Source organism: Nocardiopsis gilva YIM 90087 (assembly GCF_002263495.1).
GTDB classification, from domain to species: Bacteria; Actinomycetota; Actinomycetes; order Streptosporangiales; family Streptosporangiaceae; genus Nocardiopsis_C; species Nocardiopsis_C gilva.
The window spans coordinates 2,473,385-2,486,936 of the sequence record NZ_CP022753.1 but is presented as its reverse complement, the minus strand read 5'-3'; the positions used below and the strand labels follow the sequence as shown (position 1 = coordinate 2,486,936).

14 protein-coding genes are annotated in these 13,552 nt (G+C 68.1%); 6 read left to right on the top strand and 8 right to left on the bottom strand.

Translation table 11 applies throughout. The features are described 5' to 3' along the window. The first annotated feature begins 72 nt into the window (after window positions 1–72). A complete protein-coding gene (locus CDO52_RS11350) occupies window positions 73–804 on the top strand; it encodes a DUF4191 domain-containing protein (RefSeq protein WP_017617132.1) in 732 nt (243 codons plus the stop codon). A 209-nt stretch (window positions 805–1,013) separates the two neighbouring features. Here the strand turns inward: CDO52_RS11350 and CDO52_RS11345 are convergent, their stop codons facing one another. Then, complete coding sequence (locus tag CDO52_RS11345; protein WP_026125486.1) at window positions 1,014–1,460, bottom strand: RDD family protein; 447 nt, start codon at window positions 1,458–1,460, stop codon at window positions 1,014–1,016. A 305-nt stretch (window positions 1,461–1,765) separates the two neighbouring features. On the opposite strand from CDO52_RS11345, the gene glnA reads away from it, so the two are divergent. After that, on the top strand, window positions 1,766–3,190 hold the full coding sequence (gene glnA, locus CDO52_RS11340) for a type I glutamate--ammonia ligase (RefSeq protein ID WP_017617134.1): 1,425 nt from the start codon (window positions 1,766–1,768) through the stop codon (window positions 3,188–3,190). 197 nt (window positions 3,191–3,387) lie between these two features. Further along, window positions 3,388–3,798 carry a DUF6247 family protein gene (locus CDO52_RS11335; protein ID WP_232524441.1) on the top strand — a complete coding sequence of 137 codons (411 nt, stop codon included), beginning with the start codon at window positions 3,388–3,390 and terminating at the stop codon, window positions 3,796–3,798. Between the two features lie 123 nt (window positions 3,799–3,921). Here the strand turns inward: CDO52_RS11335 and CDO52_RS11330 are convergent, their stop codons facing one another. Next, window positions 3,922–4,377 (bottom strand): SRPBCC domain-containing protein, encoded by a 456-nt coding sequence (locus CDO52_RS11330; RefSeq protein WP_017617136.1) that lies wholly within the window; start codon window positions 4,375–4,377, stop codon window positions 3,922–3,924. Further along, window positions 4,374–4,715, bottom strand: a complete 342-nt coding sequence (locus CDO52_RS11325; protein WP_017617137.1) for an ArsR/SmtB family transcription factor — start codon at window positions 4,713–4,715, stop codon at window positions 4,374–4,376. Before CDO52_RS11325 ends, CDO52_RS11330 begins: the two co-directional genes overlap by 4 nt. Before the next feature lie 137 nt (window positions 4,716–4,852). Here CDO52_RS11325 and CDO52_RS11320 point away from each other — a divergent pair, with 137 nt between their 5' ends. Next, window positions 4,853–5,497: a nucleoside/nucleotide kinase family protein gene (locus tag CDO52_RS11320; protein WP_017617138.1), complete on the top strand. Its 645-nt coding sequence runs from the start codon at window positions 4,853–4,855 to the stop codon at window positions 5,495–5,497. Between the two features lie 120 nt (window positions 5,498–5,617). Here the strand turns inward: CDO52_RS11320 and CDO52_RS11315 are convergent, their stop codons facing one another. The 5 genes from CDO52_RS11315 to CDO52_RS11295 all read right to left on the bottom strand — a co-directional run bounded on the left by CDO52_RS11315 (window position 5,618) and on the right by CDO52_RS11295 (window position 8,583). Next, complete coding sequence (locus tag CDO52_RS11315; RefSeq protein WP_017617139.1) at window positions 5,618–6,178, bottom strand: copper chaperone PCu(A)C; 561 nt, start codon at window positions 6,176–6,178, stop codon at window positions 5,618–5,620. Beyond that, window positions 6,175–6,795: an SCO family protein gene (locus CDO52_RS11310; RefSeq protein WP_017617140.1), complete on the bottom strand. Its 621-nt coding sequence runs from the start codon at window positions 6,793–6,795 to the stop codon at window positions 6,175–6,177. Before CDO52_RS11310 ends, CDO52_RS11315 begins: the two co-directional genes overlap by 4 nt. An 83-nt stretch (window positions 6,796–6,878) precedes the next feature. Beyond that, a complete protein-coding gene (locus tag CDO52_RS11305; RefSeq protein ID WP_017617141.1) occupies window positions 6,879–7,490 on the bottom strand; it encodes a hypothetical protein in 612 nt (203 codons plus the stop codon). A gap of 159 nt (window positions 7,491–7,649) precedes the next feature. Beyond that, a complete protein-coding gene (locus tag CDO52_RS11300) occupies window positions 7,650–8,219 on the bottom strand; it encodes a TetR/AcrR family transcriptional regulator (protein ID WP_017617142.1) in 570 nt (189 codons plus the stop codon). Between the two features lie 40 nt (window positions 8,220–8,259). Beyond that, window positions 8,260–8,583 (bottom strand): DMT family transporter, encoded by a 324-nt coding sequence (locus CDO52_RS11295; RefSeq protein WP_017617143.1) that lies wholly within the window; start codon window positions 8,581–8,583, stop codon window positions 8,260–8,262. Between the two features lie 221 nt (window positions 8,584–8,804). Between CDO52_RS11295 and CDO52_RS11290 the strand changes: the two genes are divergently transcribed. Both CDO52_RS11290 and CDO52_RS27380 read left to right on the top strand, forming a co-directional pair. After that, window positions 8,805–11,828 (top strand): bifunctional [glutamine synthetase] adenylyltransferase/[glutamine synthetase]-adenylyl-L-tyrosine phosphorylase, encoded by a 3,024-nt coding sequence (locus CDO52_RS11290; protein ID WP_017617144.1) that lies wholly within the window; start codon window positions 8,805–8,807, stop codon window positions 11,826–11,828. Between the two features lie 215 nt (window positions 11,829–12,043). Further along, window positions 12,044–13,546, top strand: coding sequence for a DUF3238 domain-containing protein (locus tag CDO52_RS27380; protein WP_152471493.1), 1,503 nt, complete (start codon window positions 12,044–12,046; stop codon window positions 13,544–13,546). The last annotated feature ends 6 nt before the right edge of the window (window positions 13,547–13,552 follow it).

Genomic DNA, 13,552 nt, shown 5'->3' with positions numbered 1-13,552 from the left:
TAATCAAGCTGAGACGGCGGCCCTTGGCCGCCGTTTCACGTTAGCTCCCCCACGAGACATATCCTGGACGTCATGGCGAACAAGCCCAAGGACAACAACTCATCCCAGGCCACCGGTGCCAAGGGCAAGGGCGGCGCGGAGCAGCGGCCCGGCAGGTTCAAGCAGATCGGCATGGTCGCCAAGGTCGTGCACCAGCAGAGCCCGAAGAGCATCCCCATCGCCGCTGGGATCTTCGTCGCGGTGCTCGCGATCTCCGTGATCGGCGGTTTCCTCACGGGGGCCTGGCTGTACTGGATCACCCTGGGCATTCCCATCGGCTTCCTCGCCGGATTCATCTTCTTCACCCGCTCCGCGCAGCGCGTCCAGTACCAGATGCTGGACGGACGCCTCGGCGCCGGCATGGCGGTGCTGGACAACATGCGCGGCGACTGGACGGTCGAGCCGGGTGTCGCCGCCAACCGGCAGATGGACGTCGTGCACCGGGCGGTGGGCCGCCCGGGCGTCGTGCTCGTGGGCGAGGGCGACCCGGCGCGGCTGCGCGGCCTCATCGCCGGGGAGAAGAAGCGCGTGGCGCGGGTGGCGGCCACCACCCCGATCTACGACCTGCAGGTCGGTAACGGCGCGGACCAGGTCCCGGTCTCCAAGCTCCAGCGTCACGTCATGAAGCTTCCCCGTAACCTCGACAAGTCCGAGGTCGCCGAGCTCCGCTACCGGCTTCGCGCGCTTCCCGCCGGCATCCAGATGCCGAAGGGGCCGATGCCCAAGGGCATGCGGATGCCGAAGGGGCCCAAGGCCCAAGGCTGATCGCCAGACCCAGATAATAGGGGGCGCCGATCCGACTGGATCGGCGCCCCCTTCTCGTCTTCCACATTCTCTGTGACGCTTACCTGGCACCTGTGTTACGCGGCACGTCGTGTTACACGGCGGTCGATCATCGACCAAGCGGCGGCAAGCGGTCCGCCATGCGGCGGGCAGGATGTCCCCTGCCGGGTCCCGCCGCCCCGCCGGTACGGTCAGTACCGCCGACTCACGGTTCCCGCGGCCCGGTCGTGCAGGCCCCGCAGGTCACGGTCGTAGATGACGGCGGGGACCACCAGGCACAGCAGCACGGTGCGCAGCGCCATGGCGGCCGGCCAGGGTAGTGGCCGCTCCCCCGTCGCGGCGACGCCCACGCCCACGATGCGCTTGCCGACGGTCGTGCCGATGAGGGTCAGCAGCACGATGTTGTAGAGGGCGAAGATGAGCAGGGCCAGACCCGAGACACTGTTGGCGGCCTGCGGGTCGGCCGGGGACACCCCGGTGGCCATGGACGCCACACCCAGGCACAGAACCCAGTCCAGAAACACCCCCAGCAACCGCCGCCCCACGCCGGGGACGGAGCCCGGCCCTTCCTCCGGCATGCCCAGCCGGTTGCCTCGGTAGCGGAACTCAACGTCCCCCGTGCCGCCCATGTTTCCCATGGTGACAACGTTATCGGCGGCCGCACCCCGGTCGCGTCCGGCCTCGGAGGGCACGTTTGGGCGCCCGCGCGCCGGCTCGGATCGGCGTACCGTTATCGAGGCGTATGCCGTGTACACACGCATGTGCGCCTTGGGCAGGGAAAACGACGGACCCCGTAACATGCAGGAAACAGTGGAGACATGGCGAGGAAACCGCCTACTCCTAGCGTCAGAGGCGTAGCCGGGAGGCGGCGAGGTTCGAACATGCCCGCGATGGTGCGGAAGTTCTCACCACGCGGCCTCTTACACCTGCACGGAGGTACGTTTTGTTCAGCAGCGCCGAAGAGCTTCTGGCCTTCACCCGGACCGAGGACATCAAGTTCCTCGACATCCGGTTCACGGACCTGTTCGGGTCCACGCACCACTTCACGCTCCCGATCGAGAACATCGACGCGGGCACCTTCGAAGAGGGCCTGATGTTCGATGGCTCCTCTATCCGGGGCTTCCAGGCCATTCACGAATCGGACATGCTGCTCCTCCCGGACTTCAGCACCGCCGTCGTGGACACTTTCCGTCAGCACAAGACGCTGAACCTGACGTTCTTCGTGCACGACCCCTTCACCCGCGAGTCCTACAGCCGCGACCCGCGCAACGTCGCCCGCAAGGCCGAGGCGTACCTCAAGGGCACCGGCATCGCCGACACCGTGTTCTTCGGCCCGGAGGCCGAGTTCTACATCTTCGACGACGTGCGCTTCGAGACCCGTGAGAACGCGAGCTTCTACTACATCGACTCGATCGAGGGCGCCTGGAACACCGGCACCGAGAACGGGACCTCCAACCTCGGCTACCGCCCGCGCTACAAGGGCGGCTACTTCCCGGTCGAGCCGGTCGACCACTACAGCGACCTGCGGTCGACCATGGTGCGCAACCTGATCGACGCCGGTGTGAACGTGGAGATCCAGCACCACGAGGTCGGCACCGCCGGCCAGGCGGAGATCGACTTCCGCTTCGACACCATGCTCAAGTCCGCCGACACGGTGCAGCTGTACAAGTACATCGTGAAGAACACGGCGTACCAGCAGGGCAAGTCGGTCACCTTCATGCCCAAGCCCGTCTTCGGCGACAACGGCTCGGGCATGCACTGCCACCAGAGCCTGTGGAAGAACGGCGAGCCGCTGTTCTTCGACGAGACCGGCTACGCGCAGCTGTCCGACATGGCGCGCTACTACATCGGCGGCCTGCTCAAGCACGCTCCCGCGCTGCTGGCCCTGACCAACCCGACGGTGAACTCCTACCACCGCCTGGTGCCGGGCTTCGAGGCCCCGGTCAACCTGGTCTACTCGCAGCGCAACCGCTCCGCCTGCATCCGCATCCCGCTGACCGGCTCCAACCCCAAGGCCAAGCGCCTGGAGTTCCGCGTCCCGGATCCGTCGGCCAACCCCTACCTCGCGTTCTCCGCGATGCTCATGGCGGGCATCGACGGCATCAAGAACAAGGTCGAGCCGCCGGAGCCGGTCGACAAGGACCTCTACGAGCTCCCGCCCGCGGAGGCCGACGCCATCAACAAGGTCCCCGACTCCCTCTACTCGGCCCTGGAGGCCCTGGAGTCCGACCACGAGTTCCTCCTCGAGGGCGGCGTGTTCACTCCGGACCTCATCGAGACCTACGTGGACTACAAGCGCACCGAGGAGATCGACTCCCTCCGCCTGCGCCCGCACCCGCGTGAGTTCGAGCTGTACTACGACATCTAAGAACACGATGCGCCGACCTGCGGTGCGACCGTAGTGAAGGCCTCTGAGGGCCGCTGATTCCGCTCTGTTAACGGGATCAGCGGCCCTTTCCGTTTTTCTCCTGAAGCTCAGAACATGTTCTGAATCGACGGTGATCCATGAGCACTAGCTCGCCGGACACCGTCACCTTCTCCGACCTGTCCCGAAATCCACGCAGCGTGGCTGAGCGCGCCACCAGCCTCGGCCGCGTCCGCGTCACCCACCGTGACGCACCTGACTTCTATCTGATCGCCGCAGACCGCGAAGATCTTCGGGACCTGACACTCACCACGGCATCCCGGATCTTCCTCTCCATGGCAAAGCAGGATCCCGGCACTCACTCGCTGCATCTGGCCGTACGCGACGTCTTCCCGTGGGTCCGCCACCTGGAAGAGGACGAGGTGCATGAGTTCTCCGACGAACTCGTCGCCGCATTGTCCGACGCAGCCGAACTGGACACGGATATGAGTGTTCAGGAGGTCATTGCGGGATGGCGAGCGACCGCTCGGATCAAGGCGGATCCAGCACAGTACAAACGCGCTCTTGAGCCGACGTACGGAGACTTCGGAGCGGTGGACGTCACCGAATGAGCCGAGAGGCCATCGACCGACCCTCACGATCGGTCGATGGCCTCTCGGCTCATTCGGTTCGATGCCTGCGGCACCTGAGCGCAGGTCAGCGGTGTCGAACCAGGGGCCGTGGGATCCGTCCGCTCATCGGGTCGTCGCCGTTTCGGCGTAGAAGCCGAGGAGCTCGTTCCAGCCGTGGGTGTAGCCCTCCACCACGCCGGGGAACGCGGAGCGTACTCGGTCCCAGCCGCTGTGCTCGACGGTCACCCGTGTCCCCTCTTCGGTCGGCTCGAAGTTCACCTCGACCTCGGTGGACTCGTCGTCTTCCCAGCTCCGCTGGCGCCAGGTGAAGACCAGCCGCTTACCGGGCTCCCATGCCAGGACCCGGCCGATTTCGAACCCCTCACCGCTCTCCTTGTCGTGCACCTCGATGAAGCGGCCACCGGCCTCGGGTTCGAAACGCAGTTCCAGGGCGCGCTCGGGGTCGTTCCAGTAGGGCGTGCCGCGCTTCCACCAGCTGCCGATGTCGCTGGTGAATACGGTGAAGGCGGTCTCCGGATCGCAGGCCACCTCGGTGGAGGCTGTGGCGGTCGTACTCATGATGTTCCCCTCTCAGTGTCGCGCTCGGCGTGCTCCTTGAAGGCGCCGAGCTGATCGGCCCAGAAGGCCTGCACCTGATCCAGCCAGGCCTGCAGGCCCGTGAACGGTTCTTGGCGCAACCGGTAGACCCGGACGCGGGCGTCGTCCTTGGTGGGGTGCTCGACGACCAAGCCGCTGCGACGCAGCATCCGCAGGTGCCGACTGATCGCCGGGGCACTCGCGTCGAAGGCGGCCGCCAGTTCACCGGCCCGCCGCGGCCGGTCGCGCAGCAGCTCCACGATGCGCCGCCGAGTGGGATCGGCCAGTGCGGTCAGCGTCGCATCGACATCATTAACCATAAGGTTAATAATTAACCCATGCGGCAAGGATCGTCAAGTGGTGACGTCGGGATGACGGGGTCCTGTGACGTGCGGAAGGCGACGGCTGCTACGCCTGCGGCCGGATGCCCACGCGTGGTCGGGATTAGAGTGGCGCCATGCTGGAGAAACTGGCCGACGACGCGCGGGCGATGGCCGTCACGGCCGCTCCGCGGGCGTTCCTCGGCATTACCGGACCGCCGGGAGCAGGAAAGTCGGCGCTGGCGCGGTATCTGGTCGAGGAGGTCCGCCGGGACCTGGGCGCGGACAGTGCCGCCTACCTGCCGATGGACGGCTTCCACCTGTCCAACGCGCAGTTGGACCGGATCGGCCGTCGCCATCGTAAGGGCGCCCCCGACACGTTCGACGTGCGCGGGTATCTGGCGCTGCTGCGGCGGCTGCACACGGATGAGTCCCCCGTCTACGCGCCCGGCTTCGACCGAGCTCTGGAGGAGCCCGTCGCCGCTCGGCACGTGGTCGAGTCGAGTGTCCGGCTGGTCGTGACCGAGGGCAACTACCTCGCCGACGACGCCCCTCTCTGGCGCGACGTGCGCCCTCTGCTCACCGAGCTGTGGTACATGGAGGCCGACGATGAGACGCGGGAGGCGCGGCTCGTCGACCGCCAGATGGCCGGAGGGCACGGTCCGGACGAGGCTCACGCCTGGGTGGAGCGGAGCGACCGGGCGAACGGGGAAATGGTGAAACCGACCCGCGCGAACTGCACCCGCGTCGTGCGGATCGGGGACTGCGAGCGGCTGCGCTGAGACGACAGCGCCGCTGGCCCCCGCATCGACCGCCTCCGACCGGCCGCGGGTCGTGGTCTCTAGGAAAGCGGACCGGTTGTGGAGGGGGTACGCCCGCCCCGCAACCGGCCCGCCCGAGGGTCAGTGGCTCTCGTGGTCCATGTCCTCGTGGGACCCCGAGTCCGTCGAGTCCGTGCCCTGCATCGGGTCCTCGATGGTGGCCGCGGTCTCGATGTCGCCCGACTCCTTGAAGCTCAGGGTGAGCGTGACCGTGTCACCCGCTTCGAGGTTCGCGACCCCCTTGGGCTCCATGAGCATCAGGTGCAGGCCGCCGCTCTCGAACTTGACGGTGTCACCGGCGGGGACGGAGACAGTGTCCTGCTGCTCCATCTTCATCTGGCCGTCGTTGTTCACGGTGTCGTGCATCTGCACCTCCTTCGCGGCGTCCGTGGTCACGCCGGTCAGGACATCGTCGGCACCGCCGGTGTTCTCGATGGTCAGGTACCCGGCGGTGACGTCCGGGTTGGACGGGACGCGGACGGTGGCGTCCGTGACCGTGATGGACGGCTCGGAGGAGCCGCCGTCGGCCGCGGAGGTCTCCTCGGCGGCACCGCCGGCCTCCGGGCCGCCGCAGGCGCTCAGCGCGCCGAAGGCGAGCAGGGCGGCCGGCAGCAGGAGGCTGTGCTTCAACGTGGCGGTCATTGGGCGTCGTCTTCTTTCAGCAGCAGTTTCAGGTCGTCGGCGATGGCGTCGGGTTCGGTCCCGTAGTTCCACATGAGTTCGGACTCGCCCTCGGGAGAGAACACCAGGGTCTGGCTGCCGTGCCCGACCTGGTAGTCGCCCTCGCGGTCCTCGGGGCGCTCGACGGAGATCCCGAGGTCGCTCGCGGCCTTGTCGGTGTCGTCGATCGACCCGGTCAGACCGGTGAAGTCCGGGTTGAAGCTGCTCAACCACATGTCGAGCAGCTTGGGGTCGTCCCGATCGGGGTCGGCGGTGACGAAGACCACCTTGAACCGCTCCCGCTGGTCCGCGTCCAGTTTGTCGACGGCCTGGGCCATGTCGGCCATGGTCGTGGGGCAGATGTCCGGGCAGTTGGTGAACCCGAAGAAGACGGCGGTGGTGACGCCCTCCGAGTCCGCCTTGAGGTCGTAGTCCTCGCCCTTGTTGTCGGTGAAGGTGATGGACGGCAGGGTGAACGCGCCGTCGATCTCGGTGCCGGTGTAGGGCGAGTCGTCACCCGGCTGGCTTCCCGGCCCGGAACAGGCGGTCAGTGCCGCCAGCAGGGCCAGACCGCCAGCGAGCGGCATGGTGATACGCATAGTCGATTTCCTCAGCACGATGGGCTCCGCCCCGCGGTCTGGCGCGGGGCGGAGCCGTATGACAAGTTCGGTTGCTCGCTGGTTCAGGCGGCCAAGGCCGGGGGCGCGCGTCCGACGACGACATGACGCAGCACGCGCGGCCGCAGCAGCACCACGGGGCTGTGCCCGTACAGGCGCGGAGGCCGGGCGGCGCGGTAGGGACCGCTTCCCAGCAGTGGCGACAGCAGGGTGGCCCGGAGCCACCGCAGCACGACCCAGAGCGCCTCCTCGCCGGAGGCCAGCCACCACCCGGTGACCAGGGCGGCCCACACGTGGGCGATGGCCATGACGAAGCCACCGCCGTCACCGTTGAGGAGTCCGCCGCCACACATGGGCCCGAGCGACCGCGCGAACGAGTCGGGCGTGAGTGCGGTCGTGGGTGTGATCGCCGCTGCCGTGCCGGGTGCCGCGTAGTGGAAGGTCAGGTGGAGCAGGACCTGCGCGCCGAGCAGCCCGCCGATGATGGCGCCGGCCGAACACTGCCGCCCGGCGAAGGGCGCGAAGAGCAGCGCGCACCCCGCGACGGCGCCGCCGAGCACCAGGGGGCCGGGCAGGGTCCCGCCCGCACAGACATGCCCGACCATCGCCATGCCGACACAGACGGCCGCGAAGAGGGCCGCCCTGAGGGCACGGAACGAGAGCTGCGGGTATGTCATGGCGGGAGACATCATCTCAGCACTTCGGAGCGACCGCGATCGGGGTCCGCACAACGCCCGCCCTCGTGTTGACCTCGGGAAAGTGCGCGGAATTCCCGCGACTCCCTGGCGCACTTCGCCGAGATCAGCAGTGGTGGGACGGTGGGAGGGACGGAACGGTCAGTCGAGGCGGAGGACGTAGCGCAGGACGGCCCGTACTTGGCCGAAGTCCAGCGGACGCTCCTCCAGCAGGGCCTCCATGCACAGGCCGTCGGCGACCGCGACGGCCGCGCGGATGGCCACCGGGTCGTCGGTGTAGGCCGCAGCCACCTCGGTCATGAGGTCGATCCATTTGCGCGCGATGGGGCGGAGCACCGGGCGGCGGACCGCCAGCAGGGTGAGTTCGTACTCGGCGAGGCTGCGTGCCCGCCCCGCCGCGTCCGCGCAGTCGGTCACCATGCAGGCCAGTCCGTCGAGCGGGTCCTCTCCGGCCTCGACGAGTTCGCGTAGGCGGTGCACGTAGCTGTCCGCGGCCTCGGTCAGCGCCGCGACGAGCAGGTCGTCCAGGGTCGCGAAGTAGTAGAGCGCCGAGCTCGCGGGGACCTCCGCCTCACGGGCCACCGCGCGGTGCGTGACACCGGCCACGCCGTCGCGCTCCACCACGCGGAGCGTGGCCGCGATGATCTCCGAACGGCGGCGCTCACCGCGCGCCCGCCGCCCGTCGGTCTTCTCCGCTACCTCGCCGCTCATCGCCCCGTCCCTTTCTCCGTCTATTTCCCGTGTATTCCGCTCAATGCGCGCCGCCCATCTCCAGCGCCAGGACACCCACGATGACCAGGCCGATCCCGGCCACCTGGACCCAGGTCAGGTTCTCACCTAGGAACAGCGCCCCGATGATCGCGATGAGGGCCACACCGAGCGCGGACCACACTCCGTAGGCGACGCCGATGTTCATGCCCTGCTTGAGCACCTGGGCGAGCAACCAGAACGCGGTCCCGTACCCGGCCAGCGTCACCAGCGAGGGCACCAGCTTGGTGAATCCGTCGGAGAGACGGAGCGAGATCGTTCCGGTGACCTCGGCGGCGATCGCGCCGAACAGCAGCAGCCACGGCATGGCAGAACTCCCTTAATTATCAGCACGCGCGGGCTCTGTGACGACCCTCGCGTCGTTCCCGCCACCCACGCGCACACGACGAGCGGGCGCGGGTGGAGACGTGATCGGAGAAGTAGTTGTACATCAGTTCAACAACATCATCCTAGATGGTAATCCCGACTGCGCCGCTCCAGTTCCGGCGGGCTACGGTAGGCAGCGTGGCGACTCGCGACGGATTCTCAATGACCGCTGGGGCACTGGCCCGGCGGGGGTTCGGCGACGGTGCGCGCGCGGCGCGCCTGATGGCGGAGGCCGGGCTCGACCCCGGCGACCACGCCCAGGTCATCGCCGCGCTCAGCGCGGCGGCCGACCCCGACCAGGCCCTGCTCGGGCTCACCCGGCTGGTCGAGAGCGACCCGGAACCCGACGAGCTGCGCGCCGCGCTCGACGACGACCCGGATCTGCGTGCCCGGCTGATCGGCGTTCTCGGGGCGAGCACGGCGCTCACCGACCACCTGGTGCGCCACCCCGGCGACTGGCGGGAACTGCGGGGGGCCGATGCCGCGCGCACGCCCACCCCCGAGGAGCTGCGCGCCGGTCTTCTGCACACCGTCGGCGCCGACCCGAACGCCGCGGCCCCGATCGCCTCGACCCCGGCCGACGACGCCGACGGCGCCGAGCACGCGCTGCGCGTCGCCTACCGCCGCCGCGTGCTGCGGCTGGCCGGGCGCGACCTCACCGGCGCGATCAACCTGGAGACCGCCTCGGCCGAGCTCGCCGATCTCGCCGCCGCGACCCTGGACGCCGCGCTGGCCGTCGCCCGCGCGCAGTCGCCCCAGGACGCCGAGCTGTGCCGCCTCGCGGTCATCGGCATGGGCAAGTGCGGCGGCCGGGAACTCAACTACGTCAGCGACGTGGACGTCGTCTTCGTGGCCGAGCCCGCCGAGGGGGTCGAGGACGAGCAGGCCGCGATCCGCGCCGCCACCCGGCTGGCCTCCGCCATGATGCGCATTCCGGGGGCCACCGACGCCGAGGGCACCCTGTGGGAGGTCGACGCCGCGCTGCGCCCCGAGGGCAAGAACGGGCCGCTGGTCCGCCAGTTGTCGGGCCACATCGCCTACTACGAGCGCTGGGCCAAGACGTGGGAGTTCCAGGCGCTGCTGAAGGCCCGGCCCATCGCCGGAGACGCCGCCCTCGGGCGGGCGTACAGCGAGGCGATCGCCCCGATGGTGTGGCGCGCGGCGAGCCGCCCCAACTTCGTCGACGACGTGCAGGCCATGCGCCGCCGCGTCATCGCGCACATCCCGGCCGCCGAATCCGACCGGGAGATCAAGCTGGGTCCGGGCGGGCTGCGCGACATCGAGTTCTCCGTGCAGCTGCTGCAGCTGGTGCACGGGCGGACGGATCCCGCCCTGCGCTCCGGCAACACGCTCGCCGCGCTGGACGCGCTGTCAGCGGGCGGCTACGTCGGTCGGGAGGACACGGCCGGGCTCGCCGACGCCTACCGCTTCCTGCGCCAGGTGGAGCACATGCTCCAGCTGCACCGGCTGCGCCGCACCCACCTGCTGCCCTCGCCCGACGCCCCGGACGGCACGGAGCAGCTGCGGCGGCTGGGCCGCTCCCTCGGCTACGCCGCCAATCCGGTCACCGAACTGACCGCCGCGTGGCGGCGGGTCGCCAGCGAGGTCCGGCGCCTGCACGAGAAGCTCTTCTACCGGCCGCTGCTGCACGCGGTGGCGCGCCTCCCCGGAACCGAGGCGCGGCTGACGCTGAGCCAGGCCGGGGAACGGCTGGAAGCGCTGGGCTTCGCCGACCCCGAGGGCGCCCTGCGCCACCTGGAGGCGCTGACGGCCGGCGTCTCGCGCCGCGCCGCTATCCAGCGCACCCTGCTGCCGGTGATGCTGGGCTGGTTCGCCGACTCCCCCGCTCCCGACGCCGGGCTTCTGGGGTTCCGCCAGGTCAGCGACGCCCTCGGAGCCACCCCGTGGTACCTGCGGCTGCTGCGGGACGACGTTCGGGTGGCGGAGCGCATGGCGTGGCTGCTGGGCACCAGCAGATACGTCACCGACCTCCTGCTGCGCGCCCCCGAGGCGGTGGCGATCCTCGCCGACGACGCCGATCTGGCCCGGCGCCCCACGGCGGCGCTCACCGCCGAGGCCTACTCGGCGCTGCGTCGGCACGACACGGCGGAGAAGGCCGTGGCGGCGGTGCGCGCGCTGCGCCGCCGCGAGCTGCTCCGCACCGCGGCGGCCGACCTGCTGGAGGTGTCGGGGATCGACGCGGTCGGCGAGGCGCTGACCGCGATCGCGACGGTGACCATCGACGCGGCCCTGCGCGCCGCCTGGACCAAGGTGGCCGCGGATCTCGGCGAGGAGCCGTGCACGCGGCTGTGCGTGGTCGCGATGGGGCGCTTCGGCGGCAACGAGCTCAGCTATGCGAGCGACGCCGACGTGATGTACGTCCACGACCCGCTGCCCGGAGCCGACCCGTCCAAGGCCACGCGCCAGGCCAACCTGATCGTCCATGAGCTGCGCCGACTGCTGGAGATGCAGTCCGACGACCCGCCGCTGGTGCTCGACGCCGACCTGCGGCCCGAGGGCAAGAGCGGCCCGCTGGTGCGCACCTTCGACTCCTACGCCGCCTACTACCGGCGGTGGTCCTCGACCTGGGAGAGCCAGGCACTGCTGCGCGCCGCCACGATCGCCGGGGACGAGGAGCTGGGCCGCCGCTTCACCGAACTGATCGACGTGATCCGGTACCCCGAGGGCGGCGTGTCCGACAAGGCCGTCCTGGAGATCCGCCGCCTCAAGGCCCGGATGGAGGCCGAACGCCTGCCACGCGGAGCCGACCCCACCCTCCACACCAAGCTGGGCCGCGGCGGCCTGTCGGACGTCGAGTGGGTGGCCCAGCTCATCCAGCTGCGCCACGCCCACGAAATGCCCGAGCTGCGCACGACCAGCACACTCGAAGCCCTGGACGCGGCCGTGGCCCACGGCCTCCTCACCGCGGAGGACGGAGCCACCCTCGACGTCGCCTGGCGCCTGGCCGCCCGCGTCCGCGGCGCCATCATGCTCGTCCGAGGCCGCGGCGGCGACTCCATCCCCACGTCGGTCCGCGACCTTGCCGCCCTGGCCGGCGCCCTGGGCTACCGCGACGACGAATCCGAGGAGGAGGAAGGCCCTTCGAGCCGCCTCCTCCAGGACTACCGCCAGGCCACCCGCCGCGCCCGCGCGGTGATGGAGCGCGTCTTCTACGACGAACTCTAAATTCGGATCTATTCAGCTATCACATATCGCCGAACCCAGACCAGCAGATGGCCGAAGGCGGACAAGCCACAGACAATTCAAAACGCCCCCAAGGGAACGACGCTGGTCAGAGTCTTTTTTCGAGCACGGAGAAAGATGATCATCAATCCAGATACTTGACCATGAAAAATAGTCCAAGATAGCCTCTCTCGGGTTTTCCAACCCGAGGAGGTTAATTGAGGACGCTGATGATCACGTCATTTGGAACTGCGATAGCGATGGCGGCGATCGCAGGAGCGAACCCAGCAAACGCCGAGACGCCAACACCTCCCATCGACATAGTTGATATTTCACGGGATGATTCATCCGTCACTCTCAGATGGAAGGATGTCCCAAACGCCACAGAGTACGTGGCATTCGAGGAAATCTTCAAAGGAGACATCTCCGAAAAGGAGTTGAATCCTGCTTACCGCGGAAAAGAGACGCGGCTGGAGATTGGCGAGATGGAACCGGGAGAAGTAACACGTGTGCGGCTCGTCGCCATCGATGAGCGGGAGGAAGTCCTCGCCCGCTCGATCATCAGGAGCACAACCGCCCACGCGAACGCTGCCGACGACGGAGTCACGTGGATCGCCGACTCTTCTGGCATGACCGCCCGGATCCGAGTTCCGCCGCCCCCGACGGGGCAGGCAACCAGAGGACACGCGCTGGATGAAGGCGACATATCCACACTCAACGGCCAAGCAACGGTTGACAGCGACGTCGTCACTGTCGTCGATGGCGACTACACAGGAGAGGAAACCGAGCGATACGAGGTCGCGGCCGCACCCGAGTCAACCCACACGATGCGGAGCACAAAAACCGGAAACGATGGTGAGACCGAGCCCGGCCACAGGTGGAGTATCGAAGTATCCCCCCTCGGAGAGAATACGACCGGAAGGCTGGAGGACGAACGACGACTTTCAGAGCGAGCTGTTTCGTATGGCACGTACTACAAGAAGATCACCTGGGATGCATTCATCCCGGACAAGTATGTTCCCGGCCCCGCCGTGTGCACTGAGACTCTTCCGAACGCCTGGACGAAGTACTATAAGGGCGACGGACGAGGGATGGGTATTCCCGGAGATCCTCGGGCCGAAACCAGTAGAATCAGACTGAACGCCGGCGCAACATTTAATTCACCTCGCTTCACGTGGGAAAAGGAAACGGGGTGGCGCTTCGTCGGCTGGGACGAGCCGACGACGAACGGCTATACATGGTTGGGAATCTCCAGCCTACACGAAAAGCAGGATGACGGATCAATGAAGATGGTTGATCGGGCGCGTGCTTCATTGGACGACGTCACCTATAGCAATGAGAACTTCACGAGCACGAGCGTGACGTCGCGCATCACATCGAAGGCGTCGGATCCCCTCTGCCACGTATTCAAAATATTCGATGCTCCGGCTGTCGACATCGACATTACGGCCACGCTCAGCACCGACGGCACCCATCGCCTGTCCGGAACCCACGACATGGCTCCAAGCCACCAAAGTTGGATCAAGACTGCGACCGGCCCGCTCACGGGTGAGACAATCGCTGATCCACCCGACTTCAATGAGTACTCCGATGCTTGGCAAAACCCTGTCGAGAAGTGCGTCTACCGCTTCGGGAACGTCGGACTGGAGCACCTCGCGCTGCCACCAATCGCGCTCTCACCGCCCACCCATCCCTTCAATGAGGATTGCACCTCGAAGTAGGTAGGG